Origin of the sequence: Borreliella carolinensis (assembly GCF_032595855.2) — a bacterium.
Classification (GTDB): Bacteria; Spirochaetota; Spirochaetia; order Borreliales; family Borreliaceae; genus Borreliella; species Borreliella carolinensis.
Map to the genome: position 1 here is coordinate 648,227 of NZ_CP132453.1, position 24,405 is coordinate 672,631.

The 24,405-nt window shown below is 27.1% G+C and carries 14 protein-coding genes and 2 tRNA genes; 6 read left to right on the top strand and 10 right to left on the bottom strand.

Annotated elements, in window-relative coordinates; translation table 11 throughout:
• Nucleotides 1-10: 10 nt before the first annotated feature.
• A complete protein-coding gene (mfd, locus tag QIA46_RS03125; protein WP_317268401.1) occupies nt 11-3,385 on the bottom strand; it encodes a transcription-repair coupling factor in 3,375 nt (1,124 codons plus the stop codon).
• Between the two features lie 96 nt (nt 3,386-3,481).
• On the opposite strand from mfd, the gene QIA46_RS03130 reads away from it, so the two are divergent.
• The 3 genes from QIA46_RS03130 to QIA46_RS03140 all read left to right on the top strand — a co-directional run bounded on the left by QIA46_RS03130 (nt 3,482) and on the right by QIA46_RS03140 (nt 6,614).
• Nucleotides 3,482-4,444, top strand: a complete 963-nt coding sequence (locus QIA46_RS03130; protein ID WP_231011804.1) for a hypothetical protein — start codon at nt 3,482-3,484, stop codon at nt 4,442-4,444.
• Complete coding sequence (locus QIA46_RS03135) at nt 4,404-6,500, top strand: LysM peptidoglycan-binding domain-containing protein (RefSeq protein WP_317268402.1); 2,097 nt, start codon at nt 4,404-4,406, stop codon at nt 6,498-6,500. Before QIA46_RS03130 ends, QIA46_RS03135 begins: the two co-directional genes overlap by 41 nt.
• Nucleotides 6,501-6,542: 42 nt before the next feature.
• Nucleotides 6,543-6,614, top strand: a tRNA-Asn gene (locus QIA46_RS03140).
• Here the strand turns inward: QIA46_RS03140 and rnmV are convergent.
• Together rnmV and QIA46_RS03150 are read right to left on the bottom strand one after the other, a co-directional pair.
• On the bottom strand, nt 6,596-7,141 hold the full coding sequence (gene rnmV / locus QIA46_RS03145) for a ribonuclease M5 (protein ID WP_317268403.1): 546 nt from the start codon (nt 7,139-7,141) through the stop codon (nt 6,596-6,598). The genes QIA46_RS03140 and rnmV overlap by 19 nt on opposite strands.
• Nucleotides 7,142-7,143: 2 nt before the next feature.
• Nucleotides 7,144-8,415 carry a M18 family aminopeptidase gene (locus QIA46_RS03150; RefSeq protein WP_317268404.1) on the bottom strand — a complete coding sequence of 424 codons (1,272 nt, stop codon included), beginning with the start codon at nt 8,413-8,415 and terminating at the stop codon, nt 7,144-7,146.
• Nucleotides 8,416-8,495: 80 nt separating this feature from the next.
• On the opposite strand from QIA46_RS03150, the gene QIA46_RS03155 reads away from it, so the two are divergent.
• Entirely contained in the window at nt 8,496-9,221 is a 726-nt protein-coding gene (locus QIA46_RS03155) for a hypothetical protein (protein ID WP_316256318.1), read from the top strand.
• Between the two features lie 20 nt (nt 9,222-9,241).
• On the opposite strand, the gene QIA46_RS03160 is transcribed toward QIA46_RS03155, so the two are convergent.
• On the bottom strand, nt 9,242-11,110 hold the full coding sequence (locus tag QIA46_RS03160) for a fructose-specific PTS transporter subunit EIIC (protein WP_317268405.1): 1,869 nt from the start codon (nt 11,108-11,110) through the stop codon (nt 9,242-9,244).
• 90 nt (nt 11,111-11,200) lie between these two features.
• On the opposite strand from QIA46_RS03160, the gene pfkB reads away from it, so the two are divergent.
• Nucleotides 11,201-12,124, top strand: a complete 924-nt coding sequence (gene pfkB, locus QIA46_RS03165; RefSeq protein ID WP_317268406.1) for a 1-phosphofructokinase — start codon at nt 11,201-11,203, stop codon at nt 12,122-12,124.
• A 74-nt stretch (nt 12,125-12,198) separates the two neighbouring features.
• Here pfkB and QIA46_RS03170 read toward each other — a convergent pair whose 3' ends face one another.
• From QIA46_RS03170 to QIA46_RS03195, 6 genes are all read right to left on the bottom strand, one after another.
• Complete coding sequence (locus QIA46_RS03170; protein WP_301341759.1) at nt 12,199-12,519, bottom strand: hypothetical protein; 321 nt, start codon at nt 12,517-12,519, stop codon at nt 12,199-12,201.
• A gap of 152 nt (nt 12,520-12,671) precedes the next feature.
• Nucleotides 12,672-12,745, bottom strand: a tRNA-Asp gene (locus QIA46_RS03175).
• A gap of 37 nt (nt 12,746-12,782) precedes the next feature.
• A complete protein-coding gene (gene recD, locus QIA46_RS03180) occupies nt 12,783-14,618 on the bottom strand; it encodes an exodeoxyribonuclease V subunit alpha (RefSeq protein ID WP_317268407.1) in 1,836 nt (611 codons plus the stop codon).
• Nucleotides 14,615-18,130, bottom strand: a complete 3,516-nt coding sequence (gene recB / locus QIA46_RS03185; RefSeq protein WP_317268408.1) for an exodeoxyribonuclease V subunit beta — start codon at nt 18,128-18,130, stop codon at nt 14,615-14,617. Before recB ends, recD begins: the two co-directional genes overlap by 4 nt.
• Before the next feature lie 5 nt (nt 18,131-18,135).
• Nucleotides 18,136-21,375, bottom strand: coding sequence for a PD-(D/E)XK nuclease family protein (locus QIA46_RS03190; protein ID WP_317268409.1), 3,240 nt, complete (start codon nt 21,373-21,375; stop codon nt 18,136-18,138).
• Nucleotides 21,376-21,382: 7 nt separating this feature from the next.
• Entirely contained in the window at nt 21,383-22,828 is a 1,446-nt protein-coding gene (locus tag QIA46_RS03195) for a nicotinate phosphoribosyltransferase (protein WP_317268410.1), read from the bottom strand.
• Nucleotides 22,829-22,955: 127 nt separating this feature from the next.
• Between QIA46_RS03195 and zwf the strand changes: the two genes are divergently transcribed.
• A complete protein-coding gene (zwf, locus tag QIA46_RS03200; RefSeq protein ID WP_316256325.1) occupies nt 22,956-24,392 on the top strand; it encodes a glucose-6-phosphate dehydrogenase in 1,437 nt (478 codons plus the stop codon).
• Nucleotides 24,393-24,405 lie beyond the last annotated feature (13 nt).

A 24,405-nucleotide genomic window follows, 5' to 3' on the forward strand; every position in this document is an offset into this window, starting at 1 on the left:
ATTTGACAAGCTACGTGTTTGTTTTTAGTAAGTTAATATTTTTATATATGTAATTTATTTTCTCAGATTTTTCAATATTTTTAAAGCTTAAAAATATTGATTTTTGATATGAGGGATTTAACATTAATAAATTAGGATGTTTTTGAAGTATTTCTATTATTTTTCCCATAGGGATACTTTCTATATTTTTATATTCTATTTCCAAAGTTTTGTTTGTTTCTTTTAATTTTATTATGTTTAAATCTTTTGCTAAAATCTTAAGTTCAGCCAACATTAATAGACTATTTATTTCTTTGGGTATTGGCCCAAATTTGTCTTGCAGCTCCGATCTTATTTTTTTATTTTCTTCTTCAGTTTGAATTTCAAAGATTTTTTTGTAGATTAGGATTTTATCCTGTTCGTTTTTTGCATAATTATCGGGAATAAAGCCACTATAGTTAATTTCAATGTCAATCTTTTTTTCTAATGAGATTTTTCCCATTTTCTTTTCAATTGCTTTATTTAGCATTGTTAGATAGTAATCTAATCCAATTGACTCAATCTCTCCGTGTTGTTCTTTGCCAAGTAAATTTCCAACACCCCTTATTTCCATATCTTTCATTGCTATTTTAAAACCTGCTCCTAGATCTGAAAATTCGGTTATTGCTCTTAGCCTTTCAATAGAGCGTTCGTTTAGTTTTTCGCTATCTTGGTATAAAAAATAAGCATAAGCTTTTTTAGATCCCCTTCCAACTCTTCCTTTTAGTTGATATAGCTGCGCAAGTCCAAACTTGTTTGCATTATTTATTATTATTGTATTTGCATTTGGAATGTCTATTCCATTTTCAATTATTGTTGTTGCCAATAAAATTTGATATGCTTTTTTAATAAAATTGTGCATTATGTTTTCAATCTCGTCTCCTGTAAGTTTTCCATGAATTATTGCAATTCTTGCATAAGGAGTTAATTTTTCAATAAGCGTTTTTAAATAATGCAGTTCTTCAATATTGTGATTTACTAAAAAAACTTGACCATCTCGAGATAGTTCGCTTTCAATTGCATGTTTTATTAAAAGTTCGCTAAACGATTCTAAATAAGTTTCTATTTTTACTCTGTTTTTAGGTGGAATTTTTAAAACGGAAATATCTCTGAGCTTAATTAGTGACATGTGAAGAGATCTAGGAATTGGTGTTGCAGAAAGAGCAAGGCAATCAACAGAAATTTTTATTTCTTTAAGCTTTTCTTTTTCTTTTACGCCAAATCTTTGTTCTTCATCAATTATTATTAATCCTAAATTTTTGCAAGTGAATTTTTTTGAAAGAATTTTGTGTGTTCCTATGATTATATCAATTTTCCCACTTTTCATTTCTTTTAAAATCCGGGTTTCTGTGTTATTTTTGACAAATCTGCTTAATACTTCTATTTTGATTGGAAAATTTTTAAATCTTTTTTTGAATGTATTAAAATGCTGTTCTGCTAAGATAGTTGTTGGTGAGAGTACAATTACCTGTTTGTTTCCCATTACGGCTTTAAAAGCAGCTCTCATAGCAACTTCAGTTTTTCCAAATCCAACATCTCCACAAAGAAGGCGATCCATCACCTTAAAGCTCATCATATCTTCTTTTATTTCTTTTATTGCTCTTATTTGATCTTGAGTTTCATCGTATGGAAATTCAGATTCAAATAACAATTGTAATTCGTTATCTTCTGGATATTTAATGCCCCTAATGCTTTCTCTTTTTGAATAAAGTTCTATTAATTTGTCTGCAATCTCTTCGATTCTTTTTTTTGCGTTTGCTTTGTTTTTTATCCATGTTTTAGAACTGATTTTGTCTAATTTAATATTTTTAGGATCACTTCCAATGTATTTTTGGATTAAATTTGTTTGTTCAATTGGAATGAAAAGTTTTTCTCCTTCAGCGTATTCAATTTCAATATAATCCTTTTCAAGAGAGCTTGTTTTTATTCTCTTTATTTGCCTAAATATACCAATTCCATGGTTTATGTGAACTACATGACTATTCTTCTCAATCTCAACAAAAGAGTCAATAGCTTTCGTTTTTGAAGATTCAAAGGTTTTGTTTATTTTTTGCCCTGTATTGAAAATGTTTGATTCAAGAATAATGGCAATTTTTTCTGTTTCTATTATTAAAGAGCTAGATATTTTTAACACCTCAATTGATACTTTTGGCAATTCTTTGAAAATATATTTAAGTTTTTCTTTTTGTGATTCAGATTCTGCTGCAATAATGATTTTAAATCCATTTTTTAGCCAATTTTCAAATTCTTCTTTTGTAAGTGCTATATTTGAAAAAAAGTTTCTCTCACTTTCGATTTTAAATTCTATAATTTCTTTTGATTTAGGACTTTTAATCTTTGAAAATAAAACATTACTTTTTAGATTAAAGGTTTTAGAATTTAAGAGAATTCTTTTTGGATTAATTATATTTTTACCAGCTTCTTTTGCTTCTTTGTAAAGCTTTTCATATTCTTGGTGTATTTTTTCAATTTCTTTTTCGAAATCGTTAATTTCAAAGTTTACAATAGGTGTATGTTTTTCAATCTCATCAATTAAGTAAGTATTTGCTACTAGTGGATAAAACATTTCTTCTGTTTTTGTTTCTTTTTTAAAATCTAACTCTTCAAAAATCTTTTTATATTCAGCAGATTTAATTTTCATTTTCAGGGTGTTAACAGTTTCTTCGTCCCAAATAATTTCTTTTTTTGGAAGAATTTGGAATTCTAAAATTTCATTATCGTGTTTTAATTGGGTTAAGGGATTAAATTTCCTTATTTCTTCTATTTTGTCAAAGTTTAGTATAATTCTTATTGGATTTTGCTCTCCAAAGGGATATAGATCTATAATTTCTCCTTTTATTGTAAATTCTCCCGGAATTGTTACTCTGAATGTTTTTTCATATCCCAATGTTATAAGAGTTTTTTCAATGTTTACTGTATTAATATTGGTATTTTTTTCAATTTTATATATATTTTTTAGCAATGTATTTTTATCAGGTATTTTGCTAAGCAATGATTTTAATACCGCAATATATATTCCAGGATTTTTTTTATAAAAATTGATTAAAAATTTGACTCTTTCGTTAAAGATAGTATTTTTTGAACCAATACCCTTGTATACAAGGGGGCTAAAATAGTTTAGTTCAAAGATTTGATTTGTAATTACTTGTAAATCGTTTTTGATTTTATCTAATGTGTGCTCGTCTTTAACTATTAATATTATTTTTTCAATTTTACTATATTCTTTGATTTTTTTTATTAAAAAAGCCTTGAAAAATCCTTCGTATCCTGTTAATGAAAAAAATGTATTTTGTTCTAAAAATTCTTTCATTTTTTTTAAATTGGAGTTATTTTTTAATATTGTTGTTAATTCTTCATCTATATTCATTTTTTACCTTTTTGTTTAATTAATTTAGTATAATAATATACTATAGGTATTATTACTTTCTTTATATATAATGTGGTTAGGTTTTGAGGGGAGCTTATGAATATTAGAAAATTGCTTTTTTATATCTTTTTTATGAATATTTCTTTTGTTTTGTTTGCTGGAGATTACAAGGGCCTTGATTTTAAAATCAAATTTTTCAATCAATCTATTTATCGTGTCAATAGTAATGTTTTTATTGAAGTTTCTCTTAGCAATGCATCTGAGAGCGTTTTAACTTTAGAAATAGGCGATATTAATTCTTTTGGCTTTGATTTTGATGTTACTGATACCACCAATATTAAAGTTAAAAGACCTATTGAATATGTTAAAAAGAGATCTAAAAATGTTGCAATTCCTGTTAGAAATATGAGCCTGAGACCTAATGAAAAATTTTCTGTAGTTATTAACTTAAATCAATTTGTTAAGTTTAGTAAAGATGGAGTTTATTTTGTTAAGGGTATTTTTTTCCCAGACATTTCAGATCCATCTAAGAAAAAAGAATCCAATATTATTACGCTTTTTTTAAATGATGGTTTTGATGAAGATCGGGGGAATATAGATCTTGTTAATTTATCTGAAAATAATGATATTCAAGATATCTTGAAAAAGAAAAAATTGTCACCCGATGAGATTGTTAAATATTTGCTAAAGGCGTTGCAGCTTGGGAAAAAAGAAAAGTTCTTTTTATATCTTGATATTGAAGGTTTGTTATTAAATGACAAAGGCAAGGCATACCTTTATAAGCAAAAGTTATCACCTATCCCTAATAAAAATGTAGTTGAAGAGTATAAAGAATATTTGTGGAATTCTAATAATTCAGATATTTCAAAAGCACCAAATAAATTTTCTATTATTGAGACGACTTATTCTGATACTTCGGGCAAGGTGATTGCTGATTTATATTTTGACGATGGGCAATTTTATATTTCCAAAAGATATACTTTCTTCTTCAAAAAATATGATTATTATTGGATAATTTATGACTACATTGTTCAAAATACTGGTATTAAGGAAAAGTAAAGCTTTTTGTGTTTTGCAAATTATAGAGCTTATTATATTATTTTATTTTTTGATAATAAGCCCTGTAAATCTTAATGCAGATTTTGAGTATAAGGTTGTCAAAGGAGACACTCTTTTTTCAATTGCAATTAAGTATAAAGCCAAAGTAAGCGATCTTAAAAGGATTAATAAACTTAGTGTTGACAATATTAAAGCAGGTCAAATATTAATTATTCCAAGCGATTCTAATTTAGATCGAAATATTACCCATAAAGTCAATCATTCTTTTAGTTCGCTAGAATCTGTTAATAAAGGGGTAATTTTTTACACCGTAAAAGAGGGCGACACTGTTGAGGGCGTCTCAAAGCTTGTTGGACTAAGTCAAGAAGAGATAGTAGCTTGGAATGATTTGCGCTCTAAAGATCTTAAGGCCGGAATGAAACTTGTATTAACCGAGCCTGATTTTTTAAAGCCTTATGTGGTTAAGAAAGGTGACTCACTTTCAAAACTTTCTCAAGATTTTGATATTAGTTCTAAGGATATTTTAAAATTTAATTTTCTTAATGATGATAAATTAAGGATTGGTCAACAGCTTTTTTTAAAGAAAGCCACCAATAATGTTAATTTTCATTATGTTAAAAGAGGGGAAACTCTTGGTAGAATAGCTTATATTTATGGTATTACTGCTAAGGATCTTGTAGCTCTTAATGGTAATCGAGCTGTTAATCTTAAAGCGGGTTCATTGTTAAATGTTTTAAAGATTGTAAATAACGATTTGGAAAAACCTGTTAAGGGAGATTTAAAAATTGAAAAAAAAATAGATAATAAGTTTATCTATCATTCAGTTGCTGTAGGGGAGACTTTGTATAGCATAGCCAGACATTACGGGGTGTTAATTGAAGATCTTAAAAATTGGAATAATTTAAGCAGCAATAATATTATGCATGATCAAAAATTGAAAATTTTTGATAAAAAACTTTCAAATAATTCTTCTATAATTAAAAGTAAAAACGATTTATTTGTTAAAAACAAGGTTGATTTTAGCGCTAATTCTTCTAATAAAGTACAAACAATAGCCAATCTTCCCTCAAGTAAAAACAAAAAGCTAAATTTAAATACTTTTGGAATTGCTGCCAATCAAGATCTTTTTGATATTAGCTCTTTGGTTATTTTAGACTCCAAAATACCAATATTTGAGGTTGTTGGTGATTTCTATTATTGGTATAAGCCAAAAAAGATAAGTCAGCCAAGTGAGTTTTATTCAGAAGATTGGCATTCTCCTTTGAATTCTTATAAAAAGGCAACGCAACTTTTCAAAAGTTTTGAAAAGTTGGTAAATTCTAGGTTTAATAAAGGATCAAGACTTAAAGATAAGTTAATAATTCTTGATCCGGGTCACGGCGGTCTTGATCCTGGAGCTATTGTTAAATCTAGAGATGGTCTTGGAAATGAAGTTTTTGTTGTTGAAGATGAATATGTGTATGATATTGCCTTAAGGCTTTATGTATATCTTAAAGAAGAGGGAGCTAATGTTGAATTTACTATTTTAGCCCCTGACCATTTAATTAGGAATAGTGTTTTTGCTAACAATACTTTTGTTAATGTTAAAAACGAAGTTTACAATGATTATGATTTAAATAAAAATGATACTGTTGATTCCTGGATAAGTGGCACTCCAGCAGGCCTTAAAAAAAGATTGGTCGTTGTTAAAAACATTGTTAATAAATATAAACATATTAAAGATAAGGATATGGCTTTTTTTAGTTTGCATGCGGATAATAGTGTTGGAGCACCTAAGAGTATGGGGTTTTATTATCAAAAAGATGACGAGAAAAAATATGATATTCATTCAAAGTCTGCAGCAGAAAAAATTACAGAAGGAATGAAAAGAAGTTTTTATATTAAGGGTCAAAATCTTCATGTTTTAAGAAACAATATAGTAATGACTAAGCTTTTAGTAGAAGTTAGAAATTTAGCATTTCCAGAGGAAGCTTGGTCTATTAGATCTTCTAAGCTTAGAGATCAAGATTCCAAAATTCTTGCTAATGGGATTTTAAAAATATTGGAAAATAATTGACAAAAATTTTTAAATTTAAGATAATATTTTTAGTGTTCAATTTCCCCTATAGCTCAGTGGTAGAGCGGGTGGCTGTTAACCACTAGGTCGGAGGTTCAAGTCCTTCTGGGGGAGTTAATTAACGCCAATTGTTTTTTTAGATCTGTTTTTGTTATTTTGAAGTAATTAAGTCTTTCTAAGAGTTTTTTACTATTTCCATGTCCTAAACAAAGGTGTTTTTGTATTTTTTGTCTATTTTCTTTTGAGTTTTCTCCTATTATACCAAGTTCTAGCAAATCACTTAATGTTAATAAATCTTTTTGACTATCTTTAGATAAAGTTCCAACCCCTTTAAGTATTTTTATTATTTCTGCTTTATTTACGGATTCAACTTCAGTGTCTTTACTATTAAGATACGCATGTTTGATTTTATTATTTTCTCCCAGATGTTTGACTATTTTTTGTCTAATAATATTTCCAGATTTATCGCTGTCTGTTAAGATTATTATTCCTTTGTATTTTAATGCTTTTTTTAATAATTCAATAGTTTCAATTTTTAAAGCAAATCCTTCTGTTTCTATTACTGTGCAGTCAAAAGCTTCTTTGATTCTTTTAAGATCATCTTTTCCCTCAACTACAATTATTTCTTTTATTTTTTCCAATTTTAAATTCCTTTTTCAAAGAAAACCCTTAGCAATTTAATTGCCTCTATGTGGTCAGCTATTGATACTGTTTCACGCAGAGAATGCATTGCCCACATTGGTGTTCCAATGTCAATAGTTTCTATTCCTGTTCTTGCATTTGAGATTGGACCAATTGTTGTGCCTGAAGGAACATTTGCTTTCATTATTATTTCTTGAATCTTAATATTATTTTTAATAGCCAAATTTTTTAATTTTGCAAATCCTGTTGAAGTTGTTGCATATCTGAAATTGGCGCTATTTTTTACAACCACACCCCTTCCCAGAGTTGCTTGGTAGTTTGGATCATGTTTGGATGTATATCCCGGATGAATGCCGTGAACGCTATCAATTGAGATATTAAATGATTTGTTTGTTTTTATTAAATGCTCTTCTCTGGTTAAATTAAGAGCAAGATCGATTCTTTCTAAAACTTCTGATAAAAAATTTGAATCAGCGCCTCTTGAGGTTAAAGATCCTATCTCTTCGTTGTCGAAAAATGCAGCTATTTTATTTTTATCATTGCTTGTATGAACATAAGAATTCATGATCGCATGGCATCCCGATTTGTTATCAAGATTTTTAGAAGCTAAAAATTCCCCTTCAGTTCCTATTATTTTAGAAGGTTGTGATTCTGTAAATATTAGATCACAAGATAGAAAATTTTTATGTTCTATTCCAAGTTGTTCTAAGATAGCATTTTTTAGTGGTTTTTTTGTGCTGCTTATTACTGTTAAATTGTCATGAGTATTATATTTAAATCCTTCGTTAATTTGTCGGTTTAAATGTATTGCAAGGTTTGGAATAATTCCTATGTTTTCAATATTTATTAATTTTGAATCAATATTCTCATTTTTTTTGAAATATACAATTCCTGCTAGGTTTAAGTCTCTGTCAATCCAAGTAGAAATTATTGGACTACCATAAACTTCAATACGGTTGTAAAACACCCCACTTGTTTTTTCTGTTGCGTCTATTTTTAATTTTAATCCCGGACTGTCTGTGTGTGCTGTTGCTATTAGAAACGGCTCATATTTTTTTTCAACATCAATATTAAAGGCAATAAGGCTAGTTCCTTCTTTTTTTATGTAATATGATCCTGTTTCGATTTTCCATTTTTCTTCAAGTTTTAATTGTTGTGCATTAAAATAATTTATTAATTTCTCTTCAATATAGTTTACTAGGTGATAAGGGGTAGGGCTATTGTCTAGCAGGCTTTGAAAAAATTTTGGTTCTAGTGTTTCATCGTGCACCATAGGCGGTCTCCTTTAATTTTATTGCTTTATAGCTATATATTTTATTATAATAGTTTTTAACTGTTAGTTAGGAGTTTGTTATGAGAAAATGTTTTATTAGTCTGAGTTTATCGATTATTTTTTTTGCTTGTAGCTCTAATGTTGAAATTGAGTTAAATGATGATATTAGTGGCATTGTTTCAATATTTGTTAATGTTAATAGAGAATTTGAGAAAATTAGAAAAGAACTCTTAACAACTTTAGTTGGAGAAGAAATTGCAAATATGCCTCTTTTCCCTGTAGATGAAATAAAAAAATACTTTAAAAATGGAGGGGAAAAGCTTGGACTTAAGCTTTTGAGCATTAAAACCCAAGGAGATTCTATTAATTTGGTTGTTAAGTTTGATAATTTAATTAAAATTTTAGGCGATTATATGAAAAAAACTGATATATCTGTGTTTAAGATAGAAAAAAAAGATGGTAAAAATATTATTGAACTTGATATTAATTTGGAAAACGCTACTAAGAATATTAATGAAAATAAAGAATATATTAGCGATGCACTTGCTGCTCTTTTGCCATCGGATGAGATTCCAATGTCTGCTAAAGAATATAAAGATGTTTTGGTTTATTTTTTATCGGATTTTACTTCTAAAGCAAGTGAACTTATTGACAATTCAAAACTTAATCTTACAGTGAAGACTTCTAGAAATGTTCAAGAACAATTTGGATTTAAACAAATTAACTCAAACACACTAAGGTTTGAGATAGACATGGTTAAAGGATTAAGTCTTGAAACACCAATAAAACTTAGATTAGTTTATTGACTAGGTTCAAGAATATAAACTTAATCGTTTATATTCTTATATTCTTTTTTTAAAATTCCCATTAAAACAGCTGTTATAATAGATCCTACTAAAATAGATATTATCCATATTAATGGGTTTACTACTATTGGTAGAATAAATATTCCGCCGTGTGGCGCTATAACTTCTACTTTGAAAAGTGCAGAAACAAATCCTCCCACAGATGAGCCTAGTATGCATGCGGGTATTACCCTTAAAGGATCTGATGCTGCAAATGGAATTACTCCTTCTGTAATAAAGCATGCTCCTAGAAAATAACAAACTTTTCCGGATTCTCTTTCTTCTTTTGAAAATCTGTTTTTAAATAAACTTGTGGCAAGAGCAATTCCTATAGGAGGTATCATTCCTCCTGCCATTATGCTTGCATGAGGAATATAATTTTTTGCAGTTATCATTGCAATTCCAAATGCATATGCAGCTTTGTTTACAGGTCCTCCCATATCTATTGCCATCATTCCTCCTAGCAAAGCTCCAAGTATTGCCATATTAGTTCCGCTAAGTTGATTTAGCATATCTGTTATTGATTTATTAATAGTAGATATTGGACTAAGCATTGCATATATCAAAATTCCTGAAATTATGACTGATAAAAAAGGATAAGTTAATACCGGATTTATTCCCCTTAAATTGCTAGGAATTATTTTGTCAGATATTTTTTTTACAGTTAGTGTAACGTAGCCTGAAATAAATCCTGCTAAGATACCCCCCAGAAATCCCGCATTTCCATTGCTCATCATTAATCCTGTAATCATTCCGGGCGCAAGTCCTGGTCTTTCTGCTATGCTAAATGAAATATAGCCAGCAAGTATTGGAATCATTAAAGCAAATGCGCTTCCACCGCCGATTTGCATCAGAATATCTGCTATTTTATTGTAGCTTGGATCGTTTATGTCAAATGCTTTGATTCCAAACATGAATGATATTGCTATTATTATTCCTCCTGAAACTACAAATGGAAGCATAAATGAGACCCCATTCATTAGGTGTTTATAAATCCCAGTTCTTTTGTTTTGCTTTTGGAGAGTTTCAGCGGATGTGTTTGTGTTACCTTTGTAGATTTGAGCTTCGTTTTTAAGAATTGTTTGGATAAGCTCTTTTGCTTTATGTATGCCGTCTTTTACTCCCACTTCGATTAAAGGTTTTCCCTTAAATCTTTCTTTGTCGATAGTTTTGCCAGATGCAATAATGATTCCCTTTGCTTTTTTTATTTCTTCTTCTGTTATTGGATTTTCGGTTCCACTAGATCCATTTGTTTCTACTTTTATGTTTATATTTAATTCCAAAGCCGCTTTTTTAAGGCTTTCTGCTGCCATATAGGTATGAGCTATCCCCACAGGGCATGCTGTTACGGCAAGAATGAAATCTTTTTTTGTATTTAAATTATTAGATTCATTTATATTGCCATTGTTCATAATTATTTCTAAAAATCTATCTTCATTATTTGTGCTCATAAGTTCATATCTTAGCAAGTTGTTGCTAAAAGTATTACTTAGGTATGATATAGCTTTTATATGTGTATTGCTTGAAGTTTTTTCAGGTAGAGCCATCATGAAAAACAGTTTTGAAAGCTTTTGATCAGAAGAATTGAAATCAAAACCATCCCCAGTAATTCTTAAAATAGCAATTCCGTGTTTTTTAATGAAATCACCTTTTGCATGAGGCATCGCTATATGTTCTTCAATGCCTGTTCCGTTAATTTCTTCTCTTTTTTTAATTTCTTTTATAAATGCTTCCATGTCATTTAAGTATCCATTTTCATTAAACATGCTAGCCATTTTTCTAATTACATCTTCTTTGCTAGTTGCATTATAATTTAAAACAATTAAGTTTTTTGAAAATAAATTTTGCATAATAATCACCTTTATATATTATATAGTGTATATACATTTATTAAATTTTACTATTTATTTAATTGATTTTATCAATCAAAGGAGATTGTCTTGATATATACTTTAACGCTCAATCCTTCTGTGGATTATAAAATAGTTTTAAAAGAATTTCAGGAAGAAAGTCTTAATTATGCTTTAAATAACAATTTTTTTGCTGGCGGTAAGGGAATAAATGTAAGCATTGTTCTTAAAAACTTGGGAAAACCCTGCATGGCTTTAGGATTTTTGGGGGGTTTTACGGGTGATTATATAAGATTTTCTCTTGATTCTAAGGGCATAAAAAACGATTTTATTAAAATAAAATATGATACAAGATTAAATATTAAAATGATAGCAAATGGCAGAGAAACAGAAATTAATGCCAATTCTCCAGATATTTCTGAGAATGAATTTGAACTTTTGAAAGATAGACTTAAAAGCTTGACAAGTAATAGTGTATTAGTGATGTCAGGAAGTGTTCCCACAGCTCTTGGTGAGAATGCATACAATGAAATAGCTAATGGCATTTTTAATAATGTTAAGCTTATCATTGATACTAGTGGCAAGCCTTTGCGAAAAATTCTTAAATTAAATCCCTTTTTAATAAAACCCAATATTTATGAACTTGAGGATCTTTTTAATGTTAAATTTAATTCTACAAAAGAATTGATTAAAATCGGGAGAAATCTTGTAGAAAGCGGGATTCAAAACATTATAATTTCCATGGGAAGTGACGGGGCTATTTTTATTGGTGGTAAAAATGTTGCTTTTAGGGCCTTTGTTCCAAAGATTAATTCTGTTAGCACTATTGGAGCAGGAGACTCTGTGATTGCAGGATTTGTGTATGCTTTTGATAATGGAAGTACTTTAAAAGATGCATTTAAATTTGGTGTTGCAGCTGGTACAGCTACTGCATTAAAAGGCAATCTTTGCGAATTTCAAGATGTCAAAAAGATGCTTTGTGAGATCAGAGTTGAGGATATTTGCACTTCTTAATTTTTTAAATAGAGTTGAAGAATTGATTTTGAAACTTTACTGTAGCTTTTAAAAAGCTACAGTATTTAGTTTACTTAAATTTTTAATTTTGATTTATATAATTTCTTTTTTGCTAGGGCTAATCCTGTAGTAACTACTGCTAGCAATGCAAGTATAGCCATGCTTGTAAAAAAGCCTGTTGTATTTGATTGAGAGATTTTTGCAGCGATTTCTGTAGTTTGCTCATCGCAAATACAATTAACATATCCGCATATTGGGCAGATCTCTTCTACTCCAAATTGGCTTAAGTTCCTATTTGGAATTACATTTTCTTTTGTTGTTGTGTTGGTTTGTGCGAAAACAGATGTTGAAATCAATAATAAAGTAGTCAAAAATAGACACTTTTGTAGATTCATTTTACATTCTCCTTATAGATTTTCTTTTTTAATTACTTAAATTATAACTTTTAAATTAAAGATTTGTAATTTTTTTTATTAAAAATTTGTTAGAGTATCAATATATATTCCCTAAGAAAAGCCGTTGACACTATAAAATATAAAGTTATCATCGGGAGCGACGGGTCTCGAACCCGCGACCTCCTGCGTGACAGGCAGGCGTTCTAACCATCTGAACTACGCCCCCAAAGCCATTCTTTTAAAAGATTATAGTAGTTTTTAATTTATTTGTCAATTTCTTTAAATGAGTTTACATGTTCTAGTATTTTTGAATCTCTTTTGCTAGATTTTTTGCTTAGCTTAATAATAGTCTCTTTGTTAGAAATTATTTCTAAGCTGTCCTTGGCTCTTGTTATTGCAGTATACATAAGCTCTTTTGTTAAAAAAGGGTTATTTTCTAATATTACTTTTATATGTTTGTATTCTGATCCTTGGCTTTTATGTATTGTTGTGGCAAAACTGAATTCATAATTTGTTAGTAAATCTAAATTTATTTTTTTATATTTTTCATCTTTTCTTTGGAATAAAGCATAAAATTTAGAATTTTCATTAAAAATAACACCCCGTTCTCCATTAAATAATTTGTTTTTATAGTCAGTTTTAGTTATCATTATTATTTGGCCAATAAAGCTTCCATAGGTCTTTTTTAGGTAATTTTTTATTATTTCATTTAGTGTCTTAGTTCCAAATTTGCCAAAATTTTTTGAACTTAAAATTATATTTTCAAGTAAAGTTTCAAGTATTAGTTCAATTTTTGATTCTTTTAGCAATTTAAGATTAAAAGTGGGCATTTTTTTATATAAATTGTTTGTATATTCTATTAGATCTTTTTTTAAATTTATTTTTTCTATTTCTTTCAGTTGAATATTTTTATTGTCATTAATGTATTTGCAAATCAAAGTACTATCTTCTTTGTATATTGCTTTTGAGAGCAAATTTATTTCTTTGTTGCTTCTGAAATTTTCTTTAAGTTCTTCTACATTATCGTTATTTATTTGTTTTATTCCTAAAAGACTTGAATATACATTTCCTTCGTTTACTGATGGGAGTTGATTTTTATCTCCCACCATTATTAACTTAGTGGTTATTGGAGTTGCTTTTAGTAGTTTTAAAAAAGTATATGCGTCTACCATTGAAGCTTCATCAATTATTATTACGTCAAAATTTAATTGATTTTCTTCATCATATAAATTTTTTTTATTTATAAATTTGATTCTCAATAGTTTTTGGATTGTACTGCATTCTATTTCTAAATTTTTGAATGAATAGTCTATACTTGTTTGCAGCCTTAGGCTAGCTTTTCCTGTGGGGGCTGCAATTGCTACTAATCCTTTTTTTTTGTTGTTTAATGTTTTGTTAATTGCTTTTAAGATATAGTTAATAGTTGTAGTTTTGCCTGTTCCTGGGCCTCCGCTTAATAGAAAGAAGTTGCTTTTTAATGCCTTTCTCACTGATGTAATTTGCTCTTTATTTAAATTATTGGTATTTAAAGTTGATATTATATTTTGTATTTTATTGTCATTTAATTCATTTTTATGGTTTTCTAATCTTTTTATAATTTGTTTTATTAACTCTTCTTCTTCTCTGTAGTTTTTTTGAGTATAAATGTAGATATTGTTTTCCAAAATTAGGGGAGTTGTAATTTTAAGCTTGTTATTAAATTCCATTAGTATGTTGTGTTTTTTTAAAAGCAAAACCATATTCTTAATGGTTTCTGAATTTCCAAATATTTCTAACTCTTTTAGCATTTTTATTAATTTGTTGTAACTTTTATTGGTTTTTTCTAGGTTGTCTTTTGTAAATATTATTGTATTTTGAATATCTTTTGCTAATAGATTTATATCAGCTCTTAGGTGACCTTTATCAAAATAGTTAAATAAAAATATTAAAAATATTGCAATATTTTCATTGTTTGTGAACTTTGCAAGTGTTTGTGCTTTATAACAATTTTTTTTATTGATATTTAAAAGTTCAATTATTTCATAAAGCTTAAGCTCAGGAGTTAGGAATTTTTTGTTTTTATCTTTTAAAAATTCTCTTAATACTAAAAAATCTCTCATAAGTGTCTTTTAATGCTTAATTCTAAGATGATTTTATCTAAATCCACGTCGTTAAATTTTGGAAGATTAAAATAAATTCCATTTTCAAATTTTGAATTTAAGCATTCAATATTGTCTTTAAATGCTCTTGTAAAAAGATATATTATTCCACCAAATTTTTGATTATATTCTCTTTTGTTTTTAAATAATATTTTTTTTATTCCAAGAGCATATATTTTATATTGCAAATCATAATATTCCTTTTTTATTGTATTTTCTAAATTTGTTATATTGTAATCATCCTTATCTTTTCCAAGATAATTTGTTTTGTAATCTAGGATATATATTTTATTATTAGCTTTAAATATGAGATCTACTATTCCTTTTAAATATCCATCACTTAGTTTTATGTGAAGATCTTCAAAGTGTTTGTCAAAAAGATGTTTTTGGTTTTGAAATTCAGGATTTATTTTTATTAAAAATTCCATTTCTTTTTGCAATTCTTCAATATCACACAGTCGAGTATTAATTGCTCTTATATTATAGGTCAGTATGTTATAAATCATTTTAGTTAATGAATTTTGTATTTCTATTGTATTGAGATTTGAGTTAATTTTTTGTATTTGTTTTTCAATAATTTCAATGTTATTTTTTTTAAAATTATCAAATGTATCTTTTGCTGTGCTAAAGACTATTTCTTCCATAGCAGCATGTAAAATGTTTCCGCTGTCTTTTCCTTTGGGTAAAGTCTCTTCTAACCCAGGCTCAGGCTCGTAATCAAGATCCGTTTCTTTTTCGTAGTTAATATTTTTAAAATCATAGTTTTCATAAAATGCCTTATGATGGGCTTGTGCTGTTAAGCTTGAAAAACTAGATGTATATTCTTTTTTAAACATGGTTTTAATTATTGGTTTTGGCGGAATTAATTTTGTATTTACATTTGTAATGTCTTTTCTTTTATTAAATCTCTTTTGGTCAATAAATTCATATATGTTAAAATCTTGTTTAATATCATCGATAGTAAAGATTTTTGCTATTTCTAATAATTTGCTAGTTATGCTATTTGTTTTTGTAATAAAAAGAGCAAATTTAGCTCTTGTTGCTCCCACATAAAATATATTTTTTTCTTCGCTTAGTATTTTTAGTCTTGCATATTTTTTATTTTCTTCCAATTTAAAAAAATCATATTCAATGTTTCCGTTTTTATAAAATTTGTAAAATTGATTTTTTTTTGAAAGAAAATTGCTATTTTCTATTGGAGTTGTATTGATTAAAAATACAATATTCATGCTAAGCCCTTTTGATTTGTGAATTGTCATGAGTTCTATAGATTCATTATCATTGTTTATACTGTTGGGTTTTTCTTCTATTTCTTCAGGTTCTTCGTTTATTATTAAGCTTTCTAAAGTAGAGATTAGAGATTGTATGTTTTGTTCTTTATGATATATTTTAGAGATTGTCTCAAGTGTTGTTTCATAGGTTTTTAAATTTTCAAGCTTACCTTCTTTAATAAGAAGACCTTTGTAATTTATTTTATTTTTTGCCCATTCAATAATTTTTTGATCTTTGGTGATATTTGCAATTTTTATCCACAAGTTTTTTTCGAATGCGATTTTGTTAATTGCATTTATTAATGTTATTTCATTTTTTTCAAGCAAAGCTGTTATATTTTCAATAAATTCTTCTATAAGGTGAATTTTGTCTTGTTTGATTAAAATTCTTTGCAAATTCCACGGCACATTTAGTATTTTACTGCTTAGAATATAGTTTAGGGTTGTAAAACTTTGTTTTCGGTCTAAGCATTTAATAATATAGAAAATTTCGCTAAATTCTTTGGTTTTTAAAAAGTTTTCTTGAGTCTTGTTTGTTTGGATTTGCTCTTTTTTTAATGCTTTATCTATTAAATTGATTTCATTTTTTCCTCTGCAAAGTACTTTAATGTCTTGCATTTCAATATTTCTAATTTTATCATCCTGAGCAATTTTTCCATATGCGAGCAAATATTTTATTGTTAATGCTGTTTTTTGGTAAATGTCTTCTTCGAGTTCTGTATTTGTGGTTATTATATTGATTCCTTCTATTTCTTGTCCGTTGATGAAAATTTTATTATTGTTGTTTTTTTGATTTGGAATTGAATTAGTAAATTCAATTTTTTCAATCTCATCAGCTATTGCATTGTTGTATATATTATTAAAAATTTTATTTAAAGGCTCTATGAGTTTTTTGCTTGATCTGTGATTTATTTTTAGTACAATTCTAGTGTCTGCGTTGATTTTATTTTTTATTTCTTTATTATAAAATGAAATGTCTGCTTTTCTAAAGGAATATATTATCTGTTTTGGATCGGCTATGAATATTAATTTTATTCCTGCTTTTTTTAATATTTTAAATATCTCAATTTGTATTAAGCTTAAATCTTGTGCCTCATCAATTAAAATGATTTTGTATCGATTTTTGATTGCATTTAGAAGCTTTTTGTCTGCTGATTTTAAGTGATTTTTTAAATTTGAAATTATGTAATTTTGATCTATTGTGTTTGTTGATTTAATAGTTTTTTCTAGTTCTTCTTCTATATACTTTAGTATTTTGTATTCAACTTTTAAAATAACATATTGCTTTAAATTGTTTCTATTTTTATTTCTATTGTCTTCTGATTTATATTTTTCGTGTTTAATATTAATTCCTAAGCAGATTAAATCATTTTTAATCTTAAGTTCTTTAGGTGATAATTTAGAATTTTTTTTAGTTTCTTTTTCTAGTAAAGTTGAAAAAAATTTATTTTTCATTAATATTTCTGCTATTTTGAATATGTCGTTTTCTTTAGAGTATTCTATTTCAAGTTTGCCAGTTTGAATATGTTTATTATAAAAGCTTAATATTTCATCTTTTGTCATTTTATCCAAATCTTCTATTATTTTGTTGTAATCTTTGATCAGCTCTTCCTTTTTAAGAAGAATGCTTTCAAATGCCGTTTGGGTTTTAAGCCAATCCCCAAGCTCTTGAGTTGTATCTCTTTCGTAAGCTTTTTTTATTTTTAAAACAATCTCTTCTGTTTTTTTAGCATCAGATTTAAATACTTTAAGTTCGTAGTCTTTAATATCAAGAGTTTGAATCAAGCTATCTGATTTTCTTAAAAAGTCGTAAACTATTTCATCTATTTCTTTTGAAAATTTTTCTTTAGGTTTATACTTGGAGTAATTTTCTGTTTCAATTTGAAAATTATTTAAGGCATGTAATGCAAATTTATTGATTGTTGATATAAAGAGTTTTTTTGATTGCTCATAAGCTTCTTTTAAAATTTCATTTGTTTTTGAGTTAAGATAAGTATTTTCTATTACTTTTAGTATTCTTGTGTGCATTTCTTCTGTGGCTTTTTTTGTAAAAGTTAATACCAAGATTTCATTTATGGAGTATAGTTTGGTTTTTATTAAATTTATAACCACATTTTCAAGTATGTGGGTTTTGCCAGTGCCTGCCGATGCTTCTATTAATATTGTTGTGTTATTTTTAATTTTTTCTAGGATTTTGTCCATGGATTTTAATTTTTTGTCCTTACAAATTTAATGTAAAATTTTTCTATCAATGTTAGTAAATTTTCGTCTAACTTGAAATCATGAGTGTCTTTAAATCTGTTATAGTAATCGCAGAGTGTTATTTCGCTAGTTTTTAAGAATCTCTCGTGTGCTTTGCTTGTGAAATAAACTTTGGAAGGATTTTTTATCTGCATTTTTATGAAATTCTTAAAACAATTTGAAAAATTATTTTGATTTATTTTTGTTAAAATTTTAATTATCAAGCTTTGGTAAATTGGAGTTGGATAGCTTGATATGTATGCAAATTGCATAAGCATATTTTCAATGTCTTCAATTAATATTTCTTTGTGATGATAACAAATAGTTGTTTTTGCTGTTAAGCTTTCAAGATCAATTTTTACTTCCGTTAATGAATTGAAATTTTGTATTTCTTTTTTTATTAGTAATCCTGTTATATATAAATCTATTTCATTTTTTATTTTATCCGGGATACTACAACAGTCTTTTTTTACAAAATTTAAATAAAAATAATCGTTTTCGACTTTATATACATTCTCAATATCTTTTTTTAATTCAAATTCTATATTTTTTTTTTGAAAATTTAGTTTTATTTTTTTAGAAAATTTAATTTTGCTTTTTGTCATTGTTGAAAGCTTTTTTAAGCTTTCAGTAGCATTATATTTTAATTTATTTATTCTTTTTAAGATTTCATTTACAGTCGTTTTTTGATCTATGTTGAAAGGAATGATTCCTTGTTGTATTTCATATCTAATGTGGTTTTTAATAATTTCTATTGCTATTTTTATATCATCTTTTTTCCCCATTATGTATTCATGAAGTAGTGTTGAATTTTTTATAAGTCTGTAAATAATTTCAATAACATTGAAAATTTGTTCTTCTTGTTTTTCTTTGATTTCATTTTCTAATCTTATGTCTTGTATTTTAACGTTTAAAGTTTTTTCGTAAAAATGTTTGTAAGGGTTAGAAAGGGCGTTTTTTAATTCGTATAAATTTAGCTTAATTGGGCTTTCTAGTTTGATTTTATTTTGCTTGAACTTAATCGATTTAGAATTTTGTAGTATTTTTGCAATATTAAAGGCTTCTGGATCATAGTTTATTAAATAATTTTCTTTTGCATCTTTAAAATATGCTAGGTCGTGACTTTCATTTGGATGTTTTTCTATTTGAAAATTTTTTTCATACTTTTGTATGTGTTCAAGTATTTTGTTGATTGTTTTTGATGTATTAATTTCTGGGCTTAAGGTGTCTTGAAATGAGCAGTAAAGGTGAAATTTTTCTGATGTTGCGAAAATCAAATTAAAAAGAGCTGTTATTGTCTCTTTTTCGGTGTTTTCATGTTCATAGTATTCATTTAATAAATTCATATTATCATAATTTATATTGGAGTTGAATTTTTGAAATCCCAAAAAATGAATTTCTTTTTTTTGAAGATATTCTATTTCTTTGTAATTGGCAATCAATATTCCATTTTTTTTATACATTGCTCCGTATTTTTCTTTTTCAATATTTTCTTCAAGCATAATCTTAAAAAGGTAAAATTCAATTTTTATTTCATTAATTTCTTGTAAATAGTTTTTGTAAAGATTGTCATTTAAATCTCTGGGAAAATTTTTAAAGGATTTTATCTTATTTTGCAAATATTCATCGGTTGTATTAAATTCTTCAAGATCAATATATTTTTGAATAAAAATTTCTATGATTTCTGCCCATTCATATACTTTATATGCCTTATTTTTAAAATAGTTTATATCTTCGTACAAACTTTTTACTATTGTTATAAGTTTCATTATTGATTCTTGATCTTGAAATCTTGTGCTTTCTTTTTGAGTTTTTTCTTCGTATTTTTCGTCAAATATTTCAGACATTAAAAATCGATTAAATCCATCTTCCCAAGAGTTTAAAAAGTTTTGATCATAGTTTAAATTTTCTTTGTGGATGTTGTTTGCGCCAAAACTAATGTTCATTGCTTCGCTAAATTCTATTAAATAGTTTAATTCAGATGTTGATATATTAAATTTTTTCATTACTTTGTTGTTGCTTAGCAAATCAAATACTTCTTTTCTGCTGAAATTGCTAATTGTTCCGTTTTTTGATATGAAAAGATCCATTAGCCTTTTTAAGGCTATTATGCTTTCTCCTCTTGACAAATTGTTATAACATAGAACGCTGTATTCGATTTCATATTTATTGAGGCACTCTTCTATATATGGCAAATATTCATTAAATTTTTCTTGCAAACAAGTTATTGCTATGTCGCTTAATTTCAGGTTATTTTGTTGCATTGAGTGTATTATTTGATTTGTCAAAATTTCTACTTCGCGTTTTTGATTTTTAGCTTCTATTATTTTAAAGCTATCGTCTAATTTTGAAATTGGAGTTTTTGCTATGATATTATTTTTAATGCTTGTTAAAAAATTTTTACCTTTAAATAATTCAATGTCTACTTTTTCTAAAGCTTGATATTTTATTGGGTTGATTTTTGTTTTTGTTAACAACAATTCTTCAACAAGGGTAGATTCATAGTTGAGCAAATCTTCAAAAATTAACACGTGCACTTCAAGATCAAAAATTTTTTCTAAAGAGTTGAGAATTTTTTTCTCAATTTCTCTGTTATTGCCAATAAATATTATTTTTTTAATTTCAATTTTTATATTTTTTGTTGGGTTTTCCTGAATTATTTTTTTATGTAAGTTTAAAATATTTTTTTGCTTTTCAAAGAGTTTTTTAAACAATTCTTTTTGCATATTCTCGTAGGGCTTTAAATTTTCTTCTTGGAATAAAAATCCATTGTCTTCCCAGGTTTCAATTAATTTTGAAAATTTTGAGTAATAATGGTGGAATAAATCTATTATTTTTGATGCAAAAAAGTATCTATTCTTTATTGATTTGAAATCTTTTATGTATTTTAATTTTTCAGTTTTCAATATGTTATATAAAATGAATTTTTCTGTTTCCAAGTAAAATGAGAAAGTGTTCTCTTCTATGTATTTTTTTATATTAGGATTTTTTAAAGAAATTTCATATATGCTTTTTATAGCATTTTTTTTAATATTTAAATTATAAGAAATCCCATTTAGTTTTGCGATAGTTTTTTTAATTTCTTCTCTTAAGAGATCATTTTTTACTATGATGAGTGTTTCTTTTTTAAAAATATTGTCGTTTTGAGTTAGTTCTTTGATTTTATTATAAATTTTATTTACTTCGTTAGTTTTGTATATATGCATATATATGTTAATTGTTTTTGATATCTTTTATGAGCTTGTTTTTCAACTTTCTTAAGTTTTTACTGATACTTACTTTATATATGTGAGGATTAATTATTCTTCTGTACGTATGTTCAAGTTTGCTTAAGTCAAGCTTGGTTTTATTTCTAATATTGTTTAAGCTAGGCTCATAGCCTTTACAAAGTTTTCCATTTTCTAAGACAGTATGAACTAGGAATTCAAAATCGTCATATTGTTTGATGATTTTAAAAATGTTGTCTTGTATTGGATGAAAAACGGTAAATTCTTTTCTTAAATCTAGATGGTCTTTGATTTTATCTTTTTCTTCTTTTAGAAAGATAAAATCAAGGATCATCTGGCCATTTAAATAGATTCTTGCAACTTCTTTTTGCTCAGGCAATGTGGATTTTTCTGCGTTATTTGATATTTTTATTTTTGGTATAAATTTCCCATTTTTTTCTATAGAGATCATTTTGTATACTCCTGAAAGGTTTGGATCTCCTTTTGCTGTAACTAAATTTGTTCCAACGCCCCAAATATCAATTGGGGCATTTATTGAATTTAAGTACATGATAATATTTTCGTCAAGCTCATTAGATGCAATAATTTTTACATGATTTAATCCATTTTGGTTTAATTCTTTTCTTGCGGCTTTACTTAAATATTCAAGATCTCCACTGTCAATTCTTATTGAAAAATTATTTTCCTCTTCTTGTTTTAATTCTTTAAATATTTTGATGGCATTTTTTAATCCGCTGTTAAGCGTGTCATAAGTATCGATTAGTAAACTTACTTTGTTTGGATATGTTTTTGCATATTCTCTGAATGCTTGTTCTTCGGTTTCAAAGCTCATTACCCAACTATGAGCCATTGTTCCTGTGACTGGTATATTGTATTTATATCCAGCAAGCATATTACTTGTGAAGTCTGCTCCCCCTATGTAGGCGGCCTTGCTGGCAGAAAGTGCTCCATTTATTCCTTGTGCCCTTCTTAGCCCAAGTTCTGCTAAAATTTTTGCACCAGATTCTTTTATTCTAGCGGTTTTTGTTGCTATCAAACTTTCAAAGTTTATTATATTTAAAACTAGTCCTTCTATTAATAATAATTCTATTAAGCGCCCTTCAATCACAACTACTGGGGTATAGGGGAAAACCAGGCGACCTTCTTCTATTGAGTTTATTTTTACGTTTAGTTTGAATTCTTTTAGAAAGTTTAAAAATCGTTTATCTAACATATTAAAGCTTTTTAAATATTCAAGCTCATTTTCTCCAAAACGAATATTTTTTAATTCATTAATTAATGTGTGCATTCCAGCTAAAACAATGTATCCATTTTTAAACGGTGTTTTTCTGAAAAATACTTCAAATTTTGCTTTAGGATTAATGCCTTTTGTAAAATAAGCATTCATCATTGAAATTTCATAAAAATCTGTAAATAGTGATAGATTTTTCATTCTCCTTATTATATACTAGTTTTGTTTATAAAAAAATGATATTTAATTTGAGCTTAGCTTTTATTGTTGATATTTGTATATATGGTTTTTCAAAATATAATAAATTGATCAGATTGGACTAAATTCTATGAAAGAAAAAAGTGTTTCTAATTTTGATATTGTAATTTTTGGAGTTACCGGGAATTTGTCTAGAAAAAAGCTTATTCCTTCGCTGTTTAATTTATTTAAAAATAAATGTATTAGCAATTTTAGGGTTATTGGTTTTTCTCGTAAAGTTTTTACAGATAAAGAATTTAGATTGTATATTAAAGATTCTTTATGGCAGGAAGAGACCGATTCGCTGATTGAGGTTTTTTTAAATTTTTTTGTTTATGTATTTGGTGATTTTAATGAAAGGGAGCCCTATAAAAATTTATTTAAATTTTTAGATAAAAATCGAGAAACAATATATTATCTTTCGACGTCTCCTACATTTTATGGACCTATAATTAATCATTTGAAAAGGTGTTTTTTAAACGAAGGATTGACTTTATCAAAAATAGTTCTTGAGAAACCTTTTGGTTCTAGTCTTGAAACAGCAAAAAAATTAAATAGCTTGCTTTATTCTGCTTTTAAAGAAGATCAAATCTACAGAATAGATCACTATTTAGGCAAAGAGACGGTTCAAAATATTTTTACATTTAGATTCGGCAATTCTATTTTTGAAAATATTTGGAATAATCGTTATGTGGATTTTGTTCAGATTACGGTAGCAGAAGAATTAGGGCTTGATGGAAGAGTAGAGTATTACGATTCTGTTGGAGCTTTGAAAGATATGGTTCAAAATCATATTTTACAATTGTTAAGCCTTGTTGCAATGGAGTCTCCTATTAAATTTGATTCTCAGTTTATTCATGATGAAAAAGTAAAAGTTTTAAAAAGCTTGAGGAAAATTAGCAAAGAGGATATTAAGAATTGCATTGTTAAGGGTCAATATATAGGTTCAAAAGTTCAAGGGGTTTTTAAAAAAGGCTATAAAGATGAAACAGAATTTTTGGGAAATTCAAATACTGAAACTTATTTAGCTATGAAAGTGTTTATTAATAATTGGCGTTGGTCCGGTGTTCCTTTTTATCTTAGAACTGGTAAAGGTCTTGCTAGGAAATTTTCAGAAATATATATTCAATTTAAAAAACCAAGCTTTACCCTTTTTAACAATAGTTCTGTTGATTTTTCCAATGCTTTAATATTTAGAATTCAGCCAAGGGATGGAATTGAGATTAAATTCAATACCAAGAAACCCGGATATAATTATGAAATTCAAACTGCTAATATGGAATTTTCATATCATGGAACATTCAAAAGATTGTTTGATGAGGCTTATGAGCGTTTATTGTTAGACGCTTTTTTAGGGGATGGCACTTTGTATGCAACAAGTGATGAGATTGAAAGCTCTTGGGAATTTGTTTCAGATATTTCAAATAAATGGGCAGATATTGAAATTTGTAATTATTTTTATGGCTCTGAAGGGCCAAAAGAGATAGACTCTATTTTAGAAAAAGATCATTTTTGGCGTAAAATTTAATTTTCTAGTTTTT